This window comes from Hyphomicrobium sp. LHD-15, assembly GCF_031157355.1.
Classification (GTDB): domain Bacteria; phylum Pseudomonadota; class Alphaproteobacteria; order Rhizobiales; family Hyphomicrobiaceae; genus Hyphomicrobium_C.
Map to the genome: position 1 here is coordinate 1,093,384 of NZ_JAVIFT010000001.1, position 22,733 is coordinate 1,116,116.

20 protein-coding genes are annotated in these 22,733 nt (G+C 63.3%); 5 read left to right on the top strand and 15 right to left on the bottom strand.

What is annotated here, in order from left to right:
- Position 1: 1 nt before the first annotated feature.
- From mraY to RCO24_RS05015, 8 genes are all read right to left on the bottom strand, one after another.
- Entirely contained in the window at positions 2–1,084 is a 1,083-nt protein-coding gene (mraY, locus tag RCO24_RS04980) for a phospho-N-acetylmuramoyl-pentapeptide-transferase (RefSeq protein ID WP_308960309.1), read from the bottom strand.
- A 39-nt stretch (positions 1,085–1,123) separates the two neighbouring features.
- A complete protein-coding gene (locus RCO24_RS04985) occupies positions 1,124–2,533 on the bottom strand; it encodes a UDP-N-acetylmuramoylalanyl-D-glutamyl-2,6-diaminopimelate--D-alanyl-D-alanine ligase (protein ID WP_308960311.1) in 1,410 nt (469 codons plus the stop codon).
- 53 nt (positions 2,534–2,586) lie between these two features.
- Positions 2,587–4,041 (bottom strand): UDP-N-acetylmuramoyl-L-alanyl-D-glutamate--2,6-diaminopimelate ligase, encoded by a 1,455-nt coding sequence (locus RCO24_RS04990; protein WP_308960313.1) that lies wholly within the window; start codon positions 4,039–4,041, stop codon positions 2,587–2,589.
- 56 nt (positions 4,042–4,097) lie between these two features.
- Positions 4,098–5,207, bottom strand: coding sequence for a DUF1513 domain-containing protein (locus RCO24_RS04995; protein ID WP_308960315.1), 1,110 nt, complete (start codon positions 5,205–5,207; stop codon positions 4,098–4,100).
- Positions 5,197–6,315, bottom strand: a complete 1,119-nt coding sequence (locus tag RCO24_RS05000; RefSeq protein ID WP_308960317.1) for an imelysin family protein — start codon at positions 6,313–6,315, stop codon at positions 5,197–5,199. Before RCO24_RS05000 ends, RCO24_RS04995 begins: the two co-directional genes overlap by 11 nt.
- 93 nt (positions 6,316–6,408) lie before the next feature.
- Positions 6,409–6,726, bottom strand: coding sequence for a hypothetical protein (locus RCO24_RS05005; RefSeq protein WP_308960319.1), 318 nt, complete (start codon positions 6,724–6,726; stop codon positions 6,409–6,411).
- Positions 6,727–6,745: 19 nt separating this feature from the next.
- On the bottom strand, positions 6,746–7,267 hold the full coding sequence (locus tag RCO24_RS05010; protein ID WP_308960320.1) for a hypothetical protein: 522 nt from the start codon (positions 7,265–7,267) through the stop codon (positions 6,746–6,748).
- 335 nt (positions 7,268–7,602) lie between these two features.
- Positions 7,603–8,103 (bottom strand): Rrf2 family transcriptional regulator, encoded by a 501-nt coding sequence (locus tag RCO24_RS05015; protein ID WP_308960322.1) that lies wholly within the window; start codon positions 8,101–8,103, stop codon positions 7,603–7,605.
- A gap of 239 nt (positions 8,104–8,342) precedes the next feature.
- On the opposite strand from RCO24_RS05015, the gene RCO24_RS05020 reads away from it, so the two are divergent.
- The 3 genes from RCO24_RS05020 (at position 8,343) to RCO24_RS05030 (ending at position 12,908) form a co-directional block, all read left to right on the top strand.
- The gene (locus RCO24_RS05020) at positions 8,343–9,644 is read left to right on the top strand and encodes an imelysin family protein (protein ID WP_308960324.1); all 1,302 of its coding nucleotides are present in this window, start codon (positions 8,343–8,345) and stop codon (positions 9,642–9,644) included.
- Between the two features lie 266 nt (positions 9,645–9,910).
- Positions 9,911–11,227: a hypothetical protein gene (locus RCO24_RS05025; protein WP_308960325.1), complete on the top strand. Its 1,317-nt coding sequence runs from the start codon at positions 9,911–9,913 to the stop codon at positions 11,225–11,227.
- Between the two features lie 178 nt (positions 11,228–11,405).
- Entirely contained in the window at positions 11,406–12,908 is a 1,503-nt protein-coding gene (locus RCO24_RS05030; RefSeq protein ID WP_308960327.1) for a di-heme oxidoredictase family protein, read from the top strand.
- Between the two features lie 21 nt (positions 12,909–12,929).
- Here the strand turns inward: RCO24_RS05030 and RCO24_RS05035 are convergent, their stop codons facing one another.
- Positions 12,930–14,138 (bottom strand): FAD-dependent monooxygenase, encoded by a 1,209-nt coding sequence (locus tag RCO24_RS05035; RefSeq protein ID WP_308960329.1) that lies wholly within the window; start codon positions 14,136–14,138, stop codon positions 12,930–12,932.
- A gap of 54 nt (positions 14,139–14,192) precedes the next feature.
- The gene (locus RCO24_RS05040) at positions 14,193–14,444 is read right to left on the bottom strand and encodes a zinc-finger domain-containing protein (protein WP_308960331.1); all 252 of its coding nucleotides are present in this window, start codon (positions 14,442–14,444) and stop codon (positions 14,193–14,195) included.
- A 245-nt stretch (positions 14,445–14,689) separates the two neighbouring features.
- Here RCO24_RS05040 and RCO24_RS05045 point away from each other — a divergent pair, with 245 nt between their 5' ends.
- Positions 14,690–15,475, top strand: coding sequence for an alpha/beta fold hydrolase (locus tag RCO24_RS05045; RefSeq protein ID WP_308960333.1), 786 nt, complete (start codon positions 14,690–14,692; stop codon positions 15,473–15,475).
- A gap of 485 nt (positions 15,476–15,960) precedes the next feature.
- On the top strand, positions 15,961–16,626 hold the full coding sequence (locus RCO24_RS05050; protein WP_308960334.1) for an extensin family protein: 666 nt from the start codon (positions 15,961–15,963) through the stop codon (positions 16,624–16,626).
- A gap of 24 nt (positions 16,627–16,650) precedes the next feature.
- On the opposite strand, the gene RCO24_RS05055 is transcribed toward RCO24_RS05050, so the two are convergent.
- The 5 genes from RCO24_RS05055 to cysT form a co-directional block, all read right to left on the bottom strand.
- Positions 16,651–18,375, bottom strand: coding sequence for a sensor histidine kinase (locus RCO24_RS05055; RefSeq protein WP_308960336.1), 1,725 nt, complete (start codon positions 18,373–18,375; stop codon positions 16,651–16,653).
- Positions 18,376–18,537: 162 nt separating this feature from the next.
- On the bottom strand, positions 18,538–19,479 hold the full coding sequence (locus RCO24_RS05060) for a CysB family HTH-type transcriptional regulator (RefSeq protein WP_308960337.1): 942 nt from the start codon (positions 19,477–19,479) through the stop codon (positions 18,538–18,540).
- Between the two features lie 272 nt (positions 19,480–19,751).
- Positions 19,752–20,825 carry a sulfate ABC transporter ATP-binding protein gene (locus tag RCO24_RS05065; protein WP_308960339.1) on the bottom strand — a complete coding sequence of 358 codons (1,074 nt, stop codon included), beginning with the start codon at positions 20,823–20,825 and terminating at the stop codon, positions 19,752–19,754.
- Positions 20,822–21,718 (bottom strand): sulfate ABC transporter permease subunit CysW, encoded by an 897-nt coding sequence (gene cysW, locus RCO24_RS05070; protein ID WP_308960340.1) that lies wholly within the window; start codon positions 21,716–21,718, stop codon positions 20,822–20,824. The genes RCO24_RS05065 and cysW overlap by 4 nt, the downstream gene beginning before the upstream one ends.
- A complete protein-coding gene (cysT, locus tag RCO24_RS05075; protein WP_308960341.1) occupies positions 21,718–22,554 on the bottom strand; it encodes a sulfate ABC transporter permease subunit CysT in 837 nt (278 codons plus the stop codon). The genes cysW and cysT overlap by 1 nt, the downstream gene beginning before the upstream one ends.
- Between the last annotated feature and the right edge of the window lie 179 nt (positions 22,555–22,733).

A 22,733-nucleotide genomic window follows, 5' to 3' on the forward strand; every position in this document is an offset into this window, starting at 1 on the left:
TTTAGCGCAGCTTGAGCGTGGCGAGGCCGATCAGCGCCAGAATGACGGCGATGATCCAGAAACGCACGACCACCGTGCTCTCGTGCCAGCCCTTCTGCTCGTAGTGGTGATGCAGCGGCGCCATGCGGAACACGCGTTTCCCGGTGAGCTTGAACGATGTCACCTGAATGATAACCGACAGCGTCTCCAGCACGAACAGGCCACCGACAATGGCAAGTACGACCTCGTGTTTGGTGGCAACCGCGATGGTGCCGAGCGCGCCGCCCAGCGCCAACGAGCCGGTGTCGCCCATGAAGATCATGGCGGGCGGAGCATTGAACCACAGGAAGCCGAGACCCGCGCCGATCAGTGCGCCACAGATGACGGCCAGTTCACCGGTCCCGGCGACGTGGTGGATCTGCAGGTAGGACGCGAATTTCACGTTGCCGATCAGATAGGCGATCAGGCCGAACGTGGCGGCCGCAATCATCACCGGCACGATGGCCAATCCATCGAGGCCGTCGGTCAGGTTCACGGCGTTGCCGGCGCCGACGATGACAATCAGGCCGACGAGGATGAACCATGGTCCGAAATCGATCAGCGCCGTCTTGAAGAACGGCAGCGCGAGCTTGCCGGACAGCTCCTCGATCGAGAGGTCCATGATGATGTAGACCGCGATGCCGGCGACGAGAACCTCGAGCCCGAGGCGCGCCCAGCCGCCGAAGCCGCTCGACTGCTGCTTCGTCACCTTCAGATAGTCGTCATAGAAACCGATACCGCCGTAGGCGAGCGTGACCAGCAGCACCGCCCAGACGTAAATGTTCGAGAGATCCGACCACAAGAGCGTCGCGACGGTGACGCTCGCCAGGATCATGAGCCCGCCCATGGTCGGCGTGCCCTTCTTGGAGAAATGCGACTTCGGGCCGTCCTCGCGGATCGGCTGGCCCTTGCCCTGCTTCAAGCGCAGGAGATCGATGATGCCGGGGCCGAAGAGAAGTACGAAAAGAAGCGCCGTGAAAATGGCCCCGCCGGTGCGGAACGTGATGTATCGGAAGACGTTCAGAATGCCGATCTGATCGCTGAAGCTCACGAGTTCGTACAGCATAGACTTCCCTTCCCCTCGCGCCCCTATCCTGTCCGAGACTTACTTGGTGGCAAACTTTTTTGCCAATGCCTCGGCGACAGGCCCCATGCGGCTGCCGTTCGATCCCTTGATCATGATGACATCCCCCGCAGCAATCCGGGTAACCAGCTGTTCCGTTAATTCGGCGGACCCGGCGGTCCACGCCCCCTGCTTTTCCGGGGCGAGGGCGGCGAAAAGATGCGCCATATTCGGTCCACACGCAAAAACCAGATCGGTGCCAGCGGCGTCAACTGCTTCCTTGAGGGCCACGTGATGGCCGATTTCCTCAGGGCCCATCTCCAGCATGTCGCCTAAAACGGCGATGCGACGGGCGTAGGCGGCGCGCGGAACGGTGCCAAGGACCGCGAGTGCGGCCCGCATCGACGCAGGATTTGCGTTGTAGCTCTCATCTATCAGAAGGATGCGGCCGTCGCCGACCGGCAGCTCCTGGCGCGAGCCGCGTCCCGGCGGCGGCGGCAGCGCGGAAAGCGCTTGCAGTGCGGTCTCGGTGTCGGCGCCGGCTTCGTGAATGGCAGCCGCCACCGCAAGCGCATTGCGCGCGATATGAATGCCCGGCACGGCGACCCGGAAGCGAAATTCGCGACCGCCGATCTCAAGCTCGATCGACGTGCCGTCGGATGCGATTTCGAGCGAACGCGGCTTCACGTCGGCGCGGGCATCCTGGCCGAACGAGACGATGCGAGCGCCCGCGGCCTCTGCGCGGCGGCGCAGCAATTCGAAATGCGTATTGTCGCGATTGAGGATAGCGACGCCACCCGGCTCCAGTCCCAGAAAGATCTCCGCCTTCGCCTCGGCAATGGCTTCCACACTCGGAAACTGCGCGAGATGCACCGGCTCGACAGTTGTGACAATGGCGATGTGCGGGCGCGCGAGGCGCGTGAGCGGCGTGATCTCGCCGGCGTGGTTCATGCCGATTTCGATAACGGCGAACCGGGTGGTGGCCGGCATCCGCGCCAGCGTCAGCGGAACGCCCCAGTGATTGTTGAAGGATTTGTCGGCGGCATGCGTCGGCCCGATGCGGGAGAAGCACGCGCGCAGCATGTCCTTGGTGCCGGTCTTGCCGGCGCTGCCGGTGACGGCGACGACGCGAGCTTCAGGCGCGAGACGCGCGCGGGCAGCGCGGCCGATGGCTTCGAGCCCCGACACGGTATCGGGAACGCGGATCAGCGGCCCATCGCCGGGGCGCGGCTCATAGCCTTCCGCCACCAGGGCCGCTGCGGCTCCAGCTTCGAACGCCTTGGTCACGAACTCATGCCCATCGCGTACGTCCTTCAGGGCGACGAAGAGATCGCCGGGCTGAAGTGTCCGCGTATCGATCGAGAGGCCAACGATGGGAGCGCCCGTCACGCGCTCTGCCCGCCCGGCAGCCGCTCGCACAAGCTCGTCGAAGGTCCAAAGGGGTGATGACATCAGCAAGTTCCGTGCGCCCGGATGGACGACGCCTTTGTTGAGCAAGGACAGGGCTATAGGTCTAGAAGCGCCGCCCGCAGGCAGTCGTGATCCGAGAAGGGAATGACGGTCTGGCCTACGATCTGGCCGGTTTCGTGACCTTTGCCGGCGACCAGAACGACATCGCCCGGCTGCATCAATCCGACGGCGGTGCGGATGGCTTCCTGGCGATCACCGATTTCCGTGGCGCCCGGTGCGGCAGCCAGGATTTCGGCGCGGATCGCGGCAGGATCTTCCGTCCGCGGATTGTCGTCGGTGATGATTGTGAGGTCAGCGCGGGCCGCCGAAATGGCCCCCATGATCGGGCGCTTGCCGCGGTCACGATCGCCGCCGCAGCCGAACACCGAAATCAGTTTTCCGGTCACGAACGGGCGAACGCCATCGAGGGCTGCTTCCAGCGCCTCAGGCTTGTGCGCATAGTCGACCACAGCGAGCGCGCCATTCCGCTCGCCCACGATCTCGAGGCGCCCTTTGACGCCAGCAAGATTTTCCAGCGCCGGGATCACGACCTCCGGCTTCTCGCCGACAGCGAGCGCAAGGCCGACGGCGACCATGGCGTTGGCCGCCTGATAGGTGCCGATCAGCGGCAGGCGAACCTCATACGTGCGGCCGGCGTGGACAATGGAAAGCGTTTGGGTGAAGCCGTCGCGGCCGAGGCGCGCAAGACGCACCGTTTCTCCCGCCGCGCCGACGCTCACAATTTCAAGCCCGCGCCGTTTCGCAGCGGCAACGACATCCGAAGCGCGCGGTCCGTCCATGTTGATCACCGCCGGGGCACCCGGCGGCAGCAGATCCTCGAACAGCCTCAGCTTGGCGGCGAGATAGGCTTCCGTCGTCGGGTGGTAATCGAGGTGATCGCGTCCGAGGTTGGTGAAGGCGCCGGCTCTGACCTTTACGCCATCGAGACGGTATTGATCGAGGCCGTGCGAGGAAGCCTCGAACGCGAGATGCGTGATGCCTTCGCGCGCAAGATCAGCCAACGTTGCATGCAGGGAGACCGGATCGGGCGTCGTCAGCGATCCATAGACGGCGCCGTTCGGCTTCACGAGGCCGATGGTACCGAGAGAGGCAGACGGGTGCCCGGCTGCGGCGAAAAGCTGGCGCGTGAACTCGGCGACGGACGTCTTGCCGCTGGTGCCGGTTACGGCGACCGTCGTCGCGGGCTGTGCGCCATAAAAGCGAGCCGCGATCAGAGCGAGCGCACGCCGCGGCTCCTTGGTGCGCAGCACGGGGACGGACAGTCCACCCGGGACCTCGGCCGCCTCGCCTACGACAACAACGGCTGCGCCCTTCGCGACGGCATCGGCGATGAATTTCGCGCCATCCGCCTTGGTGCCCGAGAGGGCCGCGAACAGAAAGCCCGGCGCAGCCTTGCGGCTGTCGGCGGTGATGCCGGTTATGTCGACGGCTTCGCTCAGCGCGGCAGGCGCGGCGATGTCGAGATCTGTAATGAGAGAGGATAGAAGCATGTCGTCTCGGCCGCAGCGGAAGACCTCGACGCTTCTAAGCGGACGCGCGTGCGGCGTCAAACGCGGCGGATGTGATTGTCGAACTCGGCGCCCGTAAAGTTCAAAATTTTCCGAGAGTTAGGATTGTCGCTCTCGAAGCGCACGACGCCTGCCCCGGAACTCATGACAAACTCGGATCCGCCGCTGCCGAAGGTCAGACCGGAGCTGTCCTTGATCCTGATTTCGTGGATGAGCTTTCCGGTTTCGACATCGGCGTAGATGACGCGACCGGCGAGGGGCGCAGAGGCTGCAAGCAGCCGGCCGTCGCCGCTGACGGCCACGGCACCGATGTAGCCCTTGAGCGCTATGCCGAACGGGTCGGCCTCTTCCAGGAGCGCGATGGGGCGATCGAGACCAACGCGGCCGAGCAACGCGGGCGTGTCCTCCAGGCCTCCCTGCCACTGACTGCCGAACCAGATGTCGCCTTGCGGCGTCTCGACGAGATGGCGGACGGACAGAAGATTGATCCCGGCAGGCACCTCGTGGCGCACCTTGAGCGCACCGCTCGCGACATCGACGAAGGCGACGTTGGGCGCCATCTCGGCGACACCAATGCTTTCACGCCCCGTCGCCGGATCGTTACCGAAGCCGCCGTTGGCGATCGCGAGCGTCTTGCCGTCAGACAGCAGGATCGCCTCGTGCGGGCCAACACCATAGGACGGGAATTCGCCGACGCGCCGAAAGCCGCCGGTCACGTCGTAGAGACCGATCACGCCGTCGCCGGTGTCGACATCGTGCTCGGTCGCGTAAATCAGGCGCCCATCTTTTGAAAACGTACCGTGCCCGTAGAAGTGACGGCCTTCCGGCGGTGCGAAAACCTCGGGCTCGCGGCGATCGTCCGCGTCGAAGGCGAGCGCGAAGAAGCCTGGCCTGCGAGCGAAGACGACGCCGCGTCGGGCAACGTGATCAATTGCGATATCGTGACAGCGTGCGGAGAGCGGAATTTCACGAAGGATGCGCCCATCCTCGCCAATGAGAAGAACTGCGTAGCTCCCGTCGGCGCGGCGGGCACCGGAGGCGTAGACTGCGGTTGCCGTATTGCCCAGTCCCTCGACCGCGAGGGCGTGACGGGCGGCGCCGAGAGCCACCAAAGAACCGATCAGAAACTGGCGCCGGTCAATCGCCATCTAGCTCGTTGATCCCCATATCGATATCGGCATTGGGGGCCAGCTCCTTGAAGATGATCTGGCGAATGCCACTCAAATCGAACCTCATCTTGCGCATGGCGTGCAGGTGCGCGTCCGAGCCGCGCTCCTTGCTGCGCAGATCGTCGAGCTTGGCCGCATCCGCGATCAGGCTGCTCCAGGCATTGGGTACAAACTTGACCATCCATGGCTTGTCGACCGGAACATAGCCATCGAGACCGATGGTCTCGTACAGCTCCTTCAAGGCGATGATCGACGATTGAAGATATTCGCCGGTGAGCCCCGCCTGCTCGAAAGCGAGCCGAACGCGCCGGGGCGGATCGGACGTCACGGCCGTCAGCTCCGGCAAAACGACCCTGTCGCGGCAGAGTTCGAGGCCCATGGCCATGGATTTTGCGACGTCACGGACGGTCTCGGACGCATCTTTGTAGAGAGCGTTGTCGGAGCCCGGCGTCAGCATCTTCATGCGATAGCCGTCGTCGCCCTTCCATCCGGTGCTGATCTCCTCGGCGATGGCATGCAGGTTGGCGGCGATGGCGCCGGCTAGTGCGCAACGATATTGCGCCGCCTCGTCAGTGCCGGTGCCGAGCGGCTTCTTTTCATCGTAGAGCAGAATTTCGAGCGCGGTCAGGCCTTGTACGGCGACGCTCTGGCGCGCCAAGGCGCCCGGTTCGAGCAACTCGGGCTTCTTGGCCGCAATCAGGCCGTTCAACTGGCGAGAGGCGAAACCGCGCGGGTCCGGCCAAAAGAAGATGCGCTCGAGGCGATGCTCACGCGAAACGGGGCCGAAACGGATGAAATCCAGCCCTGCCCAGGCGCGGACGATCTCTGCGTAAGCTGCAGTCGCCTTCTTGCGGGATGCCTCGCTGCCCCCGTCCTTGCAGACAGCGCCGATGGCGGACGTTAAATCCGTCGTCTTCGCCGACAGGGCATCGACACGCGGCACGATGAACTTGTCGATGGTGTCGATCACCATCGTCGCGTGGCTTTTGCGGACGGGAAGCGCGTCGGCTGGTCCAGCGACGAGACTTATCGCGACCAGACCCATGACGATGGCCAGGGCCGATTTCGATAGCCGCTCAGCGATCACAGGAGTGCTCCTCGGGGAGGGAAGAATGCCCCGATCAATAGGCCGCTCTCGGCTCGGGCGAAAGGGGGTGTTTCGCGCCGGACGCCAGCGGCGTCATTCGCAGATTTCGAAATCCTCGACCGTAGCGGCGGGCGTCTTCTGGCTCGCACGCTGCTGGCGCATCCGCATCAGGCGCTCGCGCGTCGAGAAGCTGCGGAACGGGCAGACAAGCCCTCTCTTCTCCAGGTCCTCGACCTTGGCATAGATGACATCGACCGCGAGCGGCGCACAGCCGCAGCACTGCATCCGCTTCTGCATGTAGCGGTAGACAACGCCCGGGGTCGGGATGGGTGCTTCCGGCTCGTTCAGAATGTCGAGCAACGCGAGCTCGATGTCGTAGTCGGAAACCTGCTGGCAAGAACAGACGATCATGGGATTGCTTCCTGCCGCGCTACTGCCTTGGAGCGGCGTGGGAGGCCTGCGCATAGGCGGCCGCGTTTACGATCAACCCCGGCGATAGAACCTTGTCGAGGCCACGCATGGTGACCGCGAAACTTTCAGCGTGATGGACGACCTCGTCGATCAGCGAGCTTTCGATCAGCGCGAACGCGCAGGCGCGCATGGCCGGACAGGTGTTGTGCTGGCAGGCCGCGATCATCGAAAGGGCCAAGCTCTCGTCGCGGCAGAAGCCGGCGCAATCACCGGCGCAGACCTCGATCTCGCGGCGGGCAGCGGCGCTGACCGCGCGCACCCAGGCCGACAACTCCGAAACGGCGGTGCGGGCGGCGTTCGGGCCCAGCGCCTTCGAATAGATACGCCAAGCATCTTCCCAGCGGTCGATATCGCCGGACTTGTAGCCCGCGACCCAATAGCGGAAACCGAGGCCAATCAGGCGTTCAGCGTCGCCCGCTCCTGAGAGCGAGTAGGCCGAGGCCGGGGAGATGGAAAGCGCGTTGAGGTTAGACCGCCGCATGGCGAACCTCCTCGAGGAAGGCCGACGTCTCGATACCGGGGGATGACAACGAAATCTGCGATCCGGAAACCGGGCTCGCCACTGTCGCGCGACACGCGCGCGACACCCTTACGGGGTGTGGTTCGAATAGCATCGACTTGGCCTTCCTATTGTCGGGGTTCAAGGCCCCGAAAAGGACTTCGTACAACGGCGCCGTCACGGCAGCCTTGTTCTTAAGCAACCTCTTTCAGATCGATGAGTCAAGTGTGCCGATGACACAATAGCCCCTTGGAATCATTCAAAACTTTGTTTTGAAGAGTTCCAAAGTAGAGAATACCTAAATTCTCTTGGTTAAGTCAGGCGGAATGCCTGCGGGCGGCGGCGCCAGCAACAGCCGCAGACTTGGTGCGACGCGGAGCCTTTTGCGCCTTGGCGCGGCTTCCAGAAACGTCCTTGCGCTGGACCTTGATCATCTGCTCGAGCGTATGCTCGTCGAGCACGCTGATAAAGGCGCCCAGCGCGTTGTCGAAGAGTTGATCGAGGGCTGCGAGCTGGCCCTGAGCCGTCGTCTGCTCGCCCTCGTCGGTCTCGATCTCGAGGTTCAGGATTTCCATGGCGCGGACGACTTCGCCGATGCGGATCTCCGCGGCGGGGCGTGCAAGACGCACGCCGCCGTGACGTCCACGGACCGCCTGAATGAAACCGGCCCGCGACAGCAAATGCACGATTTTGAAGGTGTTTTGCAGCGTGATGTCGCGCCGCTCCGAGATCTCAGCGACCTTCACGAGATTCGGATTGGCAACGGCGCAATCGAGGAGAATGCGGATCGCATAGTTCGTCGTTTTGCTTAGGCGCATCGTCTGTCCAATTCCCTGGCCGCACCTTGTGGGGCTCTCGTTCGCACTACATGCCGCAACTCAAACTAGACTAATTCCAAACTAGAGGCCATATCAAACACAAAACTGAGGGAAATCAGGACAAAGCCGCTCTGACGGCATATTCTTCCTGAATATAGGGCTTCCCCTCGGTATTCTTGACTGCCGTTGTCAATAAGTCTAGACGGTTTCGGCCCATTTGCCAATCTCAGGAGCCTGCCTTGTCGAAGGGATATCCAGCCCGTTGTTTTTCGCTGGTTTTTGCCGCAGCGACGGTCTCTCTGGCCCTGATTGCGAGCCCGCTTCGCGCCGAAAACGCTCCCCCGATAAAGGACGTTCTGGACACCTACGCCAACATCGCCGAGGCGACCTACGGGGACAGCTTCAAGGCCGCGCAGGCGCTCAAAACGTCAGTCGACGCGCTGATTAAAGCCCCGAGCGACGAGACGCTCGCGGCCGCGCGGGCCGCCTGGATCGCCGCACGTGTGCCCTACATGCAGACGGAAGCGTTCCGATTCGGCAATCCAATCGTGGACGATTGGGAGGGCCGGGTGAACTCCTGGCCGCTCGACGAGGGCCTGATCGACTACGTCGCGGAAGCCTACGGCAGCGACAATCCGGAGAACGAGTTTTACGCCGCCAACGTGATCGCGAACAAATCGCTCAAGATTGCGGGAAAGACCGTCGACACCTCGAAGATCACGCCTGAGCTGATCCGCGACACGCTGAATGAAGCCGGCGGGGTCGAAGCGAACGTCGCCAGCGGCTATCACGCCATCGAATTCCTGCTCTGGGGCCAGGATCTCAACGGGACCGAAGCCGGCGCCGGCAATCGTCCGGCGACCGACTACGACCTCAAGGCCTGCACCGGGGGCAACTGCGACCGCCGCGCAGCCTACCTCTCGACCGTCACGCAGATGCTGGTGGACGACCTCGATTGGATGACCAAGCAGTGGGGCGCCAAGGGCGAAGCCCGCGCGTTCGCGACCCACGACGAAAAAGTGGGCCTGACCGCGATCTTCACCGGCCTCGGGAGCCTCTCCTACGGCGAGCTCGCCGGCGAACGCATGAAGCTCGGCCTCATGATCCACGATCCCGAGGAGGAGCACGATTGCTTCTCGGACAACACGCACGCTTCCCACTACGGCGACGTGGTCGGAATCCAGAATGTCTATCTGGCGCACTACAAGCGCCTCGACGGCAGCGTCGTCTCGGGGCCGAGCGTTTCGGATCTGGTCAAGGCCAAATCCGCCGAAACGGACGCCCGGGTGAAGGCTGCGATCGATAAGACGCTCGGTAAAATGACCGCGCTCGTCGAACGCGCGAAGACGGTGGAAGCCTACGACCAGATGATCGGCCTCGAAAACACCGAGGGCAATGCCGTGGTGCAGACGGCGATCGATGCGCTTATCGCCCAAGCTAAGGAATTCGAACGGGCGATTGCCACTCTCGACCTCAAGGACATCAAGTTCGAAGGTTCCGACAGTCTGGACCATCCCGACAAAGTCGACGGCCCTAAATAGAGCGTGACTGCTTTTCGTTGAGCGCGACCACGCTCTAGCTTTTTATCACCAAATGATTCACGCTTCGGCTCGATAGCGCCCAAAGCTATCGTGGTCTGGAGAAGCACTTTTCTCCCAGGACTTTACCGTTTGCGTGCGGGAAATATCCGTGACGCGGCGCCGGTACTTATCCACGCAGAGACGTCGCGATAGTCTCGAATGATCGACGGCTGACCGCAAATCACTCATTCTAGACGCGGAGCGCAAGATGCTTCCGCGGGGTGGAAATGAGAGGCGCAGCGGGTGCGAGCATCGTGGCGGGTGGCCTTGTGGCATCCTCATGCCTCGGGCAGGTGGCCTTTGCCGCCGATCAGGATTTCGGCACGTCGTCGTGCTGCGCCAATCTCGAACAGCGTATCGCCGAGCTTGAAGCCACGGCCGCCCGCAAGGGCAATCGCAAGGTCTCGCTTGCCGTTTCAGGGCAGGTCAACAAAGCGATCCTGTTCTGGGATGACGGGGGCGAACGTAACGCCTATGTCGTCGGCAACAAGAACGATCAGACCAGCTTCAGCTTCACCGGCGAGGCCGCGATCTCTGCGAACGTGACGGCCGGCTATCATCTGGATGTGCGCCTTCGCGATACGCTGTCGGATGCGGTCGATCAGCAGAATGCAAACGGCGATCCGGGATTTTTCGTCTGGCATTCCGAATGGTGGGTCGAAAGCAAAGAGCTGGGTACGGTCTCGGTCGGCCTCGTCTCACGCGTGAGCGATACCGCGCCTGAAGCCGATCTTTCGATGGCGACCGTTGCCGGCTATGCCGGTGTCCAGGACATCGGCGGCGCGTTCCAGTTGCGGCTCGACACAGGCTCGCTTGCGCCCGTCGTCTGGGGCGATCTCTACAATCACTTCAACGGCGATACCGCAAATCTCATGCGGTACGATTCACCCGAAACCGCGGGCTTCGTGGCGGCGGCGAGCTTCGGCGAGGATGATGTCTGGGACATTGGCCTTCGCTACGGCCACGACACCTCAGCGTTCCATTTCGATGCTGCCATCGCCTACACGGAAGTCTCGGATGGCGACAACAGTGTCATCGGGAACGCGCTCGGGCTCGATCAGGCGACATTGGTCGGGTCCCTCTCGCTGCTGCATCACGCGACAGGGCTGAACTTCACGTTCGCGGCCGGAAGGCGCTCCTGGGAGGAGGCTATCCTGGATCTCGACGGGGTGAGGCGCACACCCGAGGATCCGTGTTTTGTCTATACCAAGCTCGGCTGGATTTCCCGCCACAGCCACCTTGGCCCGACCGCCTTCTACGGAGAGTACGGCTGGTTCAGCGATTTTGTGAGTGCGACCGACAGACCGGATTTTCTCGCCTCGCTGGATGCAAGCGGGTCCGCGGTGCGCATCTCCGGCAACGAGGCCGAGGTGTTGGGTGCCGGGGTCGTGCAACACATCGAGACCGCGGAGATGCAGATCTATATCGGATATCGGCATCACACGGCCCATTTCGACCTCGTCGATGCGACCGGCCGCGACACACCTGCGCGCGATGTAGACGACTTCGACACCGTCATCGCGGGAACCAAGGTCGCCTTCTGACCCTTGAGCCAAGTCTTTTCCTGACTTAACTAATCTTGAAAATGCCGGGTGCTTCATGCTGCCCGGCTTGTCGCCGCCAAGCCTTTGACATCGCGTAAGGCAATGGCGAAACGGGTGCGGCAAAACCGGTGGCGGACGCAGATACACATCGTCCGTCAAATGCTCTAGAGATTTGCCGATGCTCCACCCTACCCGCATGTCGTTGATGACGATCGTCTTTGCCGCCCTCGTGCCGTTGGCCGCGGGTGGGCTGGTGCTCGTCTCCGAAGGCCGCGCCACCAACTCTCCGGTTCCAGCGACGGCTTCGCTCGAGCCTGGAGAAGATCAGCCGGGGGGAAGCGCCACCTCGCGCGAGAGCGTGACCAACCGTGACGCGTTCTCTCACTTCTCACATGGCATCGGCTTCGAGGGCGAGGGCAGCTTCAAGGTCGGCAACGCGATCTTCCGCAAGCTGTGGGTTGCGGCCCCCTCGTCCACCAAGGCGTCGGACGGGCTTGGGCCTCTCTATAATGCGCGCGGTTGCCAGAACTGCCATCTAAAGGACGGGCGCGGCCGTCCGCCGTTGGCGAACTTCCCGGACGAGACGGCGGTCTCGATGTTCCTGCGCCTCTCCATTCCACCGGAAAACGACGAGCAAAAACGCCTCATCGCCGAGCGGCGCGCCACGACCATCCCCGATCCCGTCTACGGCGGGCAGTTGCAGAACATCGCCATCCAGGGGCACGACGGCGAAGGGCAGATGAGGATCGATTATACGGATGTCCCGGTGACGCTCGCGGGCGGCAAAGCCGTGACACTTCGCAAGCCCTCCTATTCCATCACCAACCTCGCCTACGGCCCCTTGCACCCCAAGGTGATGCTGTCTCCGCGCGTCGCGCCGCCGATGATCGGGCTCGGCCTTGTCGAGGCGATCCCGGAAGCGGACATCCGCGCCAATGCCGATCCGGACGATGTGGACAAGGACGGCATTTCGGGGCGTACAAACGAAGTGTGGTCGCTCTCGGAAAAGAAGGTGATGCTTGGCCGCTTCGGCTGGAAGGCCGGCGAGCCGACGATCGTAGATCAGAGCGCGGCGGCGGCTGCCGGCGACATCGGGCTTTCAAACCCGTTGATGCCGTTTCCCTCGGGCGACTGCACGCAGGCACAGACAATCTGCCTCAATGCTCCGAACGGAAATTCTGAGCGCGGCGGAGGCTTCGAGCTCAGTGGCGAGTTGCTGGACCTCGTCACGTTCTATGCGCAGAACCTCGCGGTGCCGGCGCGGCGCGAACCGGGCGACGCTACCGTGCTCAAGGGCAAATCCTTATTCTATTCGGTCGGCTGCGCGGCCTGCCACAAGCCCTCTTTCACGACCGGCGAAGCCAAGGCCCAGCCTCATCTCAGCCATCAACTCATCTGGCCCTACAGTGACTTCCTGCTGCATGACATGGGCGATGGGCTTGCCGACGGGCGCCCCGAGGGTGATGCGGACGGGCGTGAATGGCGCACCGCGCCGCTCTGGGGCGTAGGTTTGACCGAGGTCGTCAACGGCCACACGTTCCTGCTTCACGACGGACGGGCGCGCAACGTCGAGGAAGCGATCCTGTGGCACGGCGGCGAAGCCCAGCGCGCACGCGACGGCTATGCGGCCCTCAGCGCCGAAGACCGCGAAGCCTTGCTCCGCTTCGTCAACTCGCTTTGAAAGCACGGCATTCGGTGTGTCCTACTCAGGCAAAGTCCAGCCGTAGAGCCAATCGTAGCCGCGCATGAAGGTTTCGGCCGGCACGAACCGCAGCGCGAGATTCCGTGCGAAGGCGGGAGGCCCGGCCAAATGATAGATGCGTCCGTTCTTGCGTGAAGCAGCGCCGACGCGGCCGACACGGGCAGCGCGCGCCTCCGCATAGGCTTGGAGCGCACGTTCGGGATGCGCCGGCTCATTCGAGAACGCGCGCGCCAGAACCACCGCATCCTCGAGCGCCATGACGCCGCCTTGCGCGAGAAACGGCAGGATCGGATGCGCGGCATCCCCAAGCAAAGCGATCCGGCCGTGCGCGAGACGCGGGGCGTGTTTCAAGCCCATCAACGACCAGTGGCGCCATTGGGCCGGTTTCGCAAGCAGCTCCCGCAGCAGAGGCGCGAACGCCGCGGTGCGTGCGTCGACCCAGGCGGGGTCGCACGGCGCGCTCCAATCGCTCGTGACGTGCTCGTCGTCGAAGATCGCGACCAGTGCGACCTCGCGCCCCGCGCTGACAGGATAGTGCACGACGTGCACCTTGCGGCCGAGCCAGAGCTGCACCTTGTTTGCCTGCAGGGCCGGCGGCACGTCGTAAGCGGCGATTACGGCCCGTACCGCACTCTTGCCGGTATAGTCGGGCGTGTCGCCGTCGAACGCGCGCCCGCGCAAGCGCGACCACACGCCATCGGCCGCAACCAGAGCATCGCCTTCAAGGCTTTCCCCGGTGGCCGTGCCCGCCACCACATGGCGCCCTTGCTCGTGCACCGCGCCAACCTCGACGCCGGTGCGAATACGGATCAGCGGCTCACGCTCTGCGGCGGCCAGCAGGGCACTGTGCAAATCGCGGCGGTGGGCTGCCCAATAGGGCGCGCCGTGGCGTTCGGCAAGCCAGCTTCCGAGCGGAAAAGTTGCAAGCACACGCGCGCTCGACGCGTCGCGGATGCGGAGCCCGTCCGGCGTTGTTGCGTGCGGCCTCAGAAACTCCGCCGCGCCGAGCGCTTCAAGAATGCGCGTTCCGTTCGGCCCGATCTGAATACCGGCACCGTCCTCGCCAAAGGCCGGACGGCGTTCCAGCACTTCCGACGCAAAGCCGCGCTTAGCGAGCGCGAGCGCGGTCGCAAGGCCGCCGATGCCGCCGCCCGCGATCAGCACGTTGGCGCTTCCGACTGAAACAAGCGGCGAAGTGGGGGTGGTCATCGTCCGGCGCCGATCATCGGCTCAGGCCATACTGGGCTCACGGCCGTCCCGCCATCAGGCCGCGATATCGGCGAACGAGACCAGGCAATCCTTGGGGTCGCTCTCGTCCGCGGCAAGACGCGGATCGTGGACATAGAGCGTGGAGCAATAGGGGCAGAGAATCTGGCTGTCGGCGCCCATGTCGAGGAACACGTGCGGGTGATCGAACGGCGGGCGGGCGCCCATGCACTGCAGCTCCCGGACGCCGACGAAGATCTTCTCGGCGCCGAGATCGTTGGCGAAGTGGGGCGTTGCGATCTTGGCCATGGGATTGCGATCATCTCTCAAGGTGGTCGTGTCCGGAAACCATAGCGGGAGGCAGCCGAAAAGGATAGGGGACGCATCGGCCGGACCGGGGCTACGTGCTGACGCATATCGCCCCGCTACCTTCGTCCAAATATTCGGCAAGGCATTGCAAACGAAGCCCGTTTGCTGCCACCCTGCGGGCCTATCGGCACTGGCGGGTTCTTCGCGCCGGACCTCTTCTTCCACCTCTATTGCAGGCGATCAGAATGCGTCCACGCCCGACCAAGACGACCTTCGATTCCGACGGGGTGAAGCTCGCCTATTTCGACGAACGGCCGGAAAATTCCGACGCTGAGCCGGTGCTGCTGATTCACGGGTTTGCCTCCAACGCCAATACCAATTGGGTGGATACCGGATGGGTGAAGGACCTGTTGGCCGCAGGCTACCGCGTCATCGGGTTCGACAACCGCGGCCACGGAGAGAGCGAGAAGCTCTACAGGATCGAGGACTACGGCGCGCCGCTGATGGCCGAGGATGCGCGACGCCTGCTCGATCATCTCACCATCCCGCGTGCGCACGTGATCGGCTATTCGATGGGCGCCCGCATCTCAGCGTTCCTCGCGCTCGCGCATCCGGAGCGGGTGCAAAGCCTCGTGTTCGGCGGGCTCGGCATCAACATGGTGCGCGGCATGGCGGGAACCGGTCCGATCGCGCATGCGCTCGAGGCGCCCAGCGTCGATGACGTCAAGAGCCAGGCGGCGCGTACGTTCCGGGTGTTCGCGGAGCAAACAAAAAGCGACCTCAAGGCGCTGGCGGCCTGCATCCGGTCCGCCCGCGCGCCGATCACGGCGGAGGCCGTCGCGACGATTGCAGCCCCGGTGCTGGTTGCTGTCGGCGACGGCGACGTGGTCGGAGGGCCGGCGCCGGATCTCGCCGCGCTCATTCCCGGCGCGGAAGCCTTCGTCATCGAAGGGCGAGAGCATATGAAGGCGGTCGGCGACCGAACCTTCAAGGCCGCCACGCTCGACTTCCTCGCCCGTCATCAGCTCTGATGGTCGGGGGCTCTAGTTGTCACTGGCTCCAATCGTCGGAGTGCAGACGTCACAAGGCCCCGGAGGCAGAGAGATGTTGCTCGTCGAGGGAACATCGTGGGGGATGCCGAGCGAGCAGCTCTATCTACGGGCCGGGGCCTCGACGCACGAGTAGGATAGATGGCGCTTTACGCATACAGTGCCCAGCATACGGAGCCTGACCATCCTTCTGAGAGGGACGGATGTGCGCCAAGTCCGGTGAGCGCCTCACGATCTGGACAGCTCAGATTGTAGCAGTCACTCGATTAGGATGTGTACGGATTCGCAATAAGCCCTCCCACTTCTTTGTGGATAAGTGAGGGAATGCTGTCGGAAAACTGTCGCGAGCCAGCCAAACAGCCGCCGCAAAACGGACCGCAAACAGCCCGCAATGTCTGCGATGACAGACGCGGGAGGATGGGACATTCACCCTTTATTAGCCCTAACGGGTTTAGTGTCCCGACGTCATGCGTCTCAGTCGCGTTCTCGTGCTGCCGATCCTTGCATCGGCGCTGCTTTCCGGATGCAGCTCCGGACCAGACTTCGTCGCCAAGTACGAGCCTTGGCGGGGGAAGGAAGAGAACGCCTGCCTCGCATCCGGCATCCTCTCGCATACGACCTTCATCGCAAGCCGATCCGCGCTCGGAGGTCCAAGCGTCTGCGGCACAGAAAAGCCGTTCGAACTCAGCGCCGTCTATGACGGCCGCGTGAGCCTCAAGCCGGCTGCGCTCTTGCGCTGCCCGATGATCCCCCAGATCGAACGCTGGACGCGCGAAAGCGTGGTGCCGGCGGCACGCTATTATTTCGGCGCGGAGCTGGCCGAACTCACGATCGCCGGCTCCTATTCCTGCCGTCCGATGAATCATGTGTCGGGCGCCAAGCTCTCCGAGCACGGCTACGCCAACGCCGTCGATGTCTCCGGCTTCAAGCTATCGGACGGGCGCAAGATCACTGTCCTCGGCGGATGGAACGGCAATGAGACCGAGCAGGCGTTCCTGCGCCAGGTCCGGCGCGGGGCATGCCAGCAGTTCACCACCGTGCTCAGCCCCAACTACGACCGCGCGCACGCCGACCACTTCCACCTCGACCTGGCCCGGCGCGGTCCAAATGGGCTCGGCAACATCTGCAAGTAAAACGACGACCAACCGCGGGCGGCCTCAGGCGGCACCGCGATCCTTGTCCTTTGCGGCGTCTTCCTTTGCGGCGTCTTTCGCGCCTTGACGCTTCGCGGCACGACCCGCGGTTTCGGGCCCTTCGTACGTGCAGCGGGCCGGCGCCCGCACCTTCCAGGAGAGGCCCGTCGGGGCGTAGTCGACCTTCACCTCGGCATCGAGCGACTTTTCGACCATGGCCACCATGATGGTGTAGCCGAAGCCGCGCCGCTCCGACGGGGTGACGGCCGGACCGTCGTTCTCGACCCAATCGAGCAAGAACTCGCGCTCCTCACCCGACCCCGCGAGGCGCCACGACACCTCGACACGGCCCTCGGCGTCGGACAGGGCGCCGTACTTGCTGGCATTGGTCGCAAGCTCGTGCAGCGCCATACCGATGGCCTGTGCCGCGGGCGGCTGCAAGCGCACGGGCGGACCGGAGATCTCGATGCGGGTGCCGATCAGCTCCCGGAACAGCGAGAGCTGGGAGCGCACCAGGTCGGAGACGCGGACACCCTGCCAATTGCTCTCGATCAAGAGATCCTGGCTGGCGGCGAGGCCCACGATCCGATCCGAGAACTGACGCACGAATTGCTTCGGGTCAGTCGACGGCATCTGGCGCGCGATGGCCTGCACAACCGCCAGCATGTTCTTCGAGCGATGATTGACCTCGCGCATCAGGAGCAGGATCTGCTGCTCGGCCTGCTCGCGCAATTTGGCGGTTTCGACCAACGCCTCGCCGATCGCATTGGCTTCGGTGATCAGCGTCGGCGCGAACTCGACCGTGCGGCCTTCGCCGAGCGCCTTGGCCGCGCTTTCCGCCTGATTGAGCGGCTTCGTGATCACCCGCGCCACGCCAACCGCGCCGGCAATGCCGACGCAGGTGAACGCAGCCACAATGAGCACGTAACTCAACAGGGCTTCGCGCGCGGCGGCATCGACGAGCGCAGTCGGCACCGACACGTAGACGATCCATTCGCCGACACCGGAGGTTGCGGTTCCCCAGTTCACGGGGCGGCCCTCGACGTCGGTTCCCTGAGGCACGCTACCGGCTTCCTCGGCTTTGGGAACGTCGGTTAGAGGCCTGCCGACAAAACGATCGTGGAGGCGCGTGCGGGCAATGATCGTTCCCTCGCGATCGGTAATCGTCGCGCGCCAGTCCGGCGGCAACTTCTGGCGATCGAGCAGCTCCTTCATCAAAACCGGTTCGAGCGACAGCGACAGGACATAGCGCAACTTTCCTTCGCGCATGACCGGAACGCTGACCGCCATCACGGCCTTCTTGGCGACGTCGCCGATCACCACGTCGGAGACGTAGGGCCGCTTGTGCTGGAGGAACCGATCGTCGAAGCCCTGGCTAATCGGCAAGGGCGCGCCGTAGGGAACCCGCGTGTTGAAAAGCTGCTGGCCGTTCATGTCGCGCAGGAAAGCGTAGAGGCCGCGAGATTTCAGCGCCGCCTCGGCTTGCCGATACACGGTCGCGAAATCATCCTCAGCGAGAGCCGGGGTGGTCGCCAGCGACTCGAGCACGGCGATGTAGCCGTTCAGGGTCTGATCGAGATCAGCCGAGATGCGTTCCGCCGTGCGCTTGGTTTCACCAAAGAGGCGCGCGCGCTCGCTGGACGTCAGCCGCGCTGCTTCCATCCCGAGCAACGCGAGCAGCGGCACCGCCAGAGCGATGATCGAAAGAGCCAAAAAGTAGGAGACCGGCCAAGGGGGGCGTAGGGACAATTTTCGTTCCATTCCGGGCGATGCCATCCAAGCCGTCGATACCGCTCAGTAATACATCAACCCGCACACACCTCATTTGGTTTCCAAACACGGTAAGTGTGGCCATTCTTGGAGATCGTGGCTCCAAGATGCAAAAAATACGAAAAATCGAAGACTTCGCGTTTAGACGCGGCCCGATTCGGCCGTGTTCTCGACGCCGGCTTTCACCACCTGCTCGGTCAGCGCGGGCGAGCAATACTCAATGAAGCGGTAAGCGTAGCCTCTGAGGTAGGTACCGCGGCGCACCGCGATCCGGGAGACGTTCTCCTCGAAGAGGTGGTGCGCGTCGATCAGCCGAAGCCCAGGATCACGAACGGCATCGAATGCCATCGACGCGACGATCCCGACGCCCAGGCCCAGCTCGACATAGGCCTTGATCACGTCAGCGTCCAAGGCGGAGAGCACGATGTCGGGCACGATGCCGGCGTCGGCAAACGACTTGTCGACCTTCGGGCGGCCGGTGAAGCCTTCGCTATAGGTGATCAGCGGCCACTCGGCGAGCGCCTCGAGGGTCAGCTTCTCCTCCTGCTCGAGCGCGTGCCCAGCCTTCACGATGACGCCGTGGTGCCACGTATAATAGGGGAACGAGACGAGCTCATTTGCGTCCTGCAGCGATTCCGTCGCGATGCCGATATCGGCCGTGCCGTCGGCCAGCATGCGGGCGATTTCGGTCGGGCTGCCCTGGTGCAGCACGAGGTGCACGTTGGGGAAGACATTGCGGAACTTGGCGACGACGTGCGGCAGCGCGTAGCGTGCCTGGGTGTGCGTGGTCGCGACGTCGAGCTGGCCGCGATCCTTGTTTGCGAATTGCTCGCCGAGCTTCTTGATGTTCTGCGTATCGAGAAGAATGCGCTCGACGATGCCCACGAGCTCACGTCCCGGCTCAGTCAGGCCGAGGAGGCGCTTGCCGCGACGGACGAAAAGCTCGACGCCCAGTTCGTCCTCGAGATCCTTGATGTGCTTCGAGACACCGGATTGCGAGGTGTAAAGCGCGTTGGCGACATCGGTGAGATTGAAGTTGCGTTTGACCGTCTCACGGATGATGCGAAGCTGCTGAAAGTTCATTTTGAAACCTGTGATGCTATGTGGCAGCGCCAGCGACCGCCGCAAACCGGGTGGTCTGCTAAGCGCGCGAAGCGGCACGGAGAAAGCTGGTTGGTAGGATGGCACCGAACGAGGCGCCAGAAAAGAGAAGACGAAAAGCGGGCTTCTTAGGAAGCGTCAACACCGCTCAAGCGCCCAGCCGATGCTGCGGCATCGGCCTGCGCGTATGGGGCGGCACTCCCTCATCCTCGTCATGACGCGTATCGCTCTCTACCAGGAGGTCTTAACGGCCGTCACTTGTCGCCAAACAGGCTCAAGCGGCGGCTCTTGATGCGCACGGCCTCTCCGGTCGCCAGGCTCAGTGCGGCGAGATCGGCGGGCGTTACCTCGACCTCGAAGTAGTCCTTTTTGCCCTGGCGCGCATCTCCATTGGCGATCAGCTCGACGCGGGTGATGGCGCCGCTGGAGAGGATCCTGTTGACCTTGGCCGCAACGCCCTCGCCTTCGGCACCCTTGATGATCTCGGTATCGTGCGGGCGCGCGAATGCGATCACCGACGCGCCGTCGTTGAGATCCGTGCGGTTGTGAGGCAGGAGATCGTTGCCGACGCGGACATAGCCGCCTTCGACGTGGCCGCGGAACTCGTTCACGGTGCCGATGAAGCTGTAGGCAAAGGAGGTTGCCGGCTCGTTGTAGATCTCGCGCGGCGAGCCGATCTGCTCGATGCGGCCCTTGTTCATCAGCACGATGCGATCGGAAACCTCGAGGGCCTCTTCCTGGTCATGCGTCACGAACACAGACGAAATGTGTAGCTCGTCGTGCAGGCGGCGCAGCCAACGACGCAGTTCCTTGCGGACCTTGGCGTCGAGCGCACCGAACGGCTCGTCGAGCAGGAGAACCTGCGGCTCGACGGCGAGCGCGCGAGCGAGCGCGATGCGCTGGCGCTGGCCGCCCGAGAGCTGGGCGGGGAAGCGGTCGGCGAGCCAATCGAGCTGGACGAGATCGAGCAGGCGATGAACCTTCGCGCGGATCTCCTTCTCGGGCGGGCGATGGGCCTTGGGCTTCACCCGAAGGCCGAAGGCGACGTTCTCGAACACCGTCATGTGGCGGAACAGGGCGTAGTGCTGGAACACGAAGCCGACCTGACGCTCGCGGACATGCTTGTTGGACGCGTCCTCGCCCGAAAGAATGATCGAGCCTTCATCCGCCGTTTCTAGGCCCGCGATGATGCGGAGCAACGTCGTCTTTCCGCAGCCCGAGGGTCCGAGCAAGGCAATCAGCTCGCCCGGCGGCAGATCGAGGTTAATGTTGTTCAACGCCTTGAAGGAGCCGAACGACTTGGAGATGTTCTTGACCTCGATGCTCATGAAGACGTCTCCTCGGCGGTTGAAAGACCCGCCCGCCACTCGATGTAAGTCTTGACGGTCAGGGTTACGAGTGCCAGCAGCGCGAGCAACGATGCGACGGCAAAAGCGGCCGCAAACTGGTACTCATTGTATAGAATTTCGACGTGCAGCGGCATGGTGTTGGTCTCGCCGCGAATATGGCCGGACACGACCGACACGGCTCCGAACTCGCCCATGGCGCGTGCGTTGCAAAGAATGACGCCGTAAAGCAGCGCCCACTTCACGTTGGGCAGCGTCACGCGCCAGAACGTCTGCAATCCCGAAGCGCCGAGCGTCACGGCCGCCTCCTCTTCGTCGCGACCCTGCGATTGCATCAGCGGAATTAGCTCGCGGGCGACGAACGGGAAGGTGACGAAGACCGTGGCCAGCACGATACCGGGAATGGCGAAGATGACGCGAATGTCGTTGTCGATGAGCCAGGGTCCGAACCAGCCGTGCGCGCCGAAGATCAATACGTAGATCAGGCCTGCGACAACCGGCGAAACCGAGAACGGCAAGTCGATGAAGGTGATGAGAAGGTGCTTGCCGGGAAACTCGAACTTGGCGATGGCCCATGCGGCTGCGATGCCGAAGACAAGGTTCAGCGGCACCGAGATGGCGGCGGCGATCAGGGTCAGCTTGATGGCGGAAAGCGCATCAGGTTCCACCAGGGCCGCGAAGTAGGTTTCCCAGCCCTTGCGCAGGGCTTCGATGAACACGGCAACAAGCGGGAGCAGAAGAAACAGTGCGAAGTAGGAGAGCCCGACGGCGAGCAGCGTGTACTTGACCCACCGCCTGTCGCGCGTTGCGAGGTTGGCTTCGAAGCGTGTCGCGGAACCCGAATGGGGCGAGAGATGTGCAGCAGCTCCGGCCATTAGGCGTTCCTCCCCGTGCGCTTGGTCGTCCAGGCCTGCAGGCCGTTAATGATCAGAAGCAATATGAACGAGAAGATGAGCATCACGGATGCGACGGCGGTTGCGCCCTCATAGTCGTATTGCTCGAGCTTGGTGATGATCATCAGCGGCGTGATTTCCGAGACGAGCGGAATGTTGCCGGCGATGAAGATGACCGAGCCGTATTCGCCAACGGCGCGGGCGAATGCGAGCGCGAACCCGGTGAGGAGCGCAGGTATGAGGCTTGGGAGAACGACGCGGCGGAAAGTCTGCCAGCGAGTGGCGCCTAGGCTGGCGGCGGCTTCCTCGAACTCGGCGTCGAGATCCTCGATGATCGGCTGGACGGTGCGAACGATGAATGGGAGACCGATGAACACCAGCGCGATCAAAATGCCGAGCGGCGTGAACGCCACCTTGATGCCGAACGGCTCCAGCAAGCTGCCGACCCAACCGTTCTTGGCATAAAGAGCGGTGAGCGAGATGCCGGCGACCGCGGTCGGAAGCGCAAACGGCAGGTCGATCAGCGCGTCGACGAGCTTCTTGCCGGGGAAGGTATAGCGCACCAAACTCCAGGCCAGGATCAGGCCGAACACGACATTGATCGCGGCAGCCAGGAGAGAGGCGCCGAAACTCAATTTGAAGGAGGCGATGACGCGCGGCGCGGTGACGGCGTTGACGAAGTTTTCCCACCCCATGCCGGCCGATTTGATGAAGACGGCAGAAAGAGGAATGAGGACGATGAGGGACAAATAGGCCAGCGTGAATCCAAGCGACAGCCCGAATCCCGGCAGAACCCTTTTAGCGCGCGCGTAAGCCATTTTGATCTACTGCCTGTGTGTCAGTGCGCAATCGTCAAGGCGACTATCACAGAGACAGAACACAGCAGTGCCGTCCAGGAGATCAGTTTCTCGACTTGTATGTATTTAGAAAGCAAGAGAACTCCCCCAGACTTGGCGTCCGCGCACCCTATGATCGGCCTCTTAGAACCAGAACTAAC

Coding starts and splice junctions, on each gene's coding strand:
- RCO24_RS05065 (WP_308960339.1), bottom strand. CDS start 20,825: ATGAGCATCGAGGTCAAGAACATCTCCAAGTCGTTCGGCTCCTTCAAG.
- cysW (WP_308960340.1), bottom strand. CDS start 21,718: ATGGCCGGAGCTGCTGCACATCTCTCGCCCCATTCGGGTTCCGCGACA.
- RCO24_RS04990 (WP_308960313.1), bottom strand. CDS start 4,041: ATGCTTCTATCCTCTCTCATTACAGATCTCGACATCGCCGCGCCTGCC.
- RCO24_RS04995 (WP_308960315.1), bottom strand. CDS start 5,207: ATGGCGATTGACCGGCGCCAGTTTCTGATCGGTTCTTTGGTGGCTCTC.
- mraY (WP_308960309.1), bottom strand. CDS start 1,084: ATGCTGTACGAACTCGTGAGCTTCAGCGATCAGATCGGCATTCTGAAC.
- cysT (WP_308960341.1), bottom strand. CDS start 22,554: ATGGCTTACGCGCGCGCTAAAAGGGTTCTGCCGGGATTCGGGCTGTCG.
- RCO24_RS05025 (WP_308960325.1), top strand. CDS start 9,911: ATGAGAGGCGCAGCGGGTGCGAGCATCGTGGCGGGTGGCCTTGTGGCA.
- RCO24_RS05010 (WP_308960320.1), bottom strand. CDS start 7,267: ATGCGGCGGTCTAACCTCAACGCGCTTTCCATCTCCCCGGCCTCGGCC.
- RCO24_RS05050 (WP_308960334.1), top strand. CDS start 15,961: ATGCGTCTCAGTCGCGTTCTCGTGCTGCCGATCCTTGCATCGGCGCTG.
- RCO24_RS05015 (WP_308960322.1), bottom strand. CDS start 8,103: ATGCGCCTAAGCAAAACGACGAACTATGCGATCCGCATTCTCCTCGAT.
- RCO24_RS05045 (WP_308960333.1), top strand. CDS start 14,690: ATGCGTCCACGCCCGACCAAGACGACCTTCGATTCCGACGGGGTGAAG.
- RCO24_RS05060 (WP_308960337.1), bottom strand. CDS start 19,479: ATGAACTTTCAGCAGCTTCGCATCATCCGTGAGACGGTCAAACGCAAC.
- RCO24_RS04985 (WP_308960311.1), bottom strand. CDS start 2,533: ATGTCATCACCCCTTTGGACCTTCGACGAGCTTGTGCGAGCGGCTGCC.
- RCO24_RS05030 (WP_308960327.1), top strand. CDS start 11,406: ATGCTCCACCCTACCCGCATGTCGTTGATGACGATCGTCTTTGCCGCC.
- RCO24_RS05040 (WP_308960331.1), bottom strand. CDS start 14,444: ATGGCCAAGATCGCAACGCCCCACTTCGCCAACGATCTCGGCGCCGAG.
- RCO24_RS05035 (WP_308960329.1), bottom strand. CDS start 14,138: ATGACCACCCCCACTTCGCCGCTTGTTTCAGTCGGAAGCGCCAACGTG.
- RCO24_RS05005 (WP_308960319.1), bottom strand. CDS start 6,726: ATGATCGTCTGTTCTTGCCAGCAGGTTTCCGACTACGACATCGAGCTC.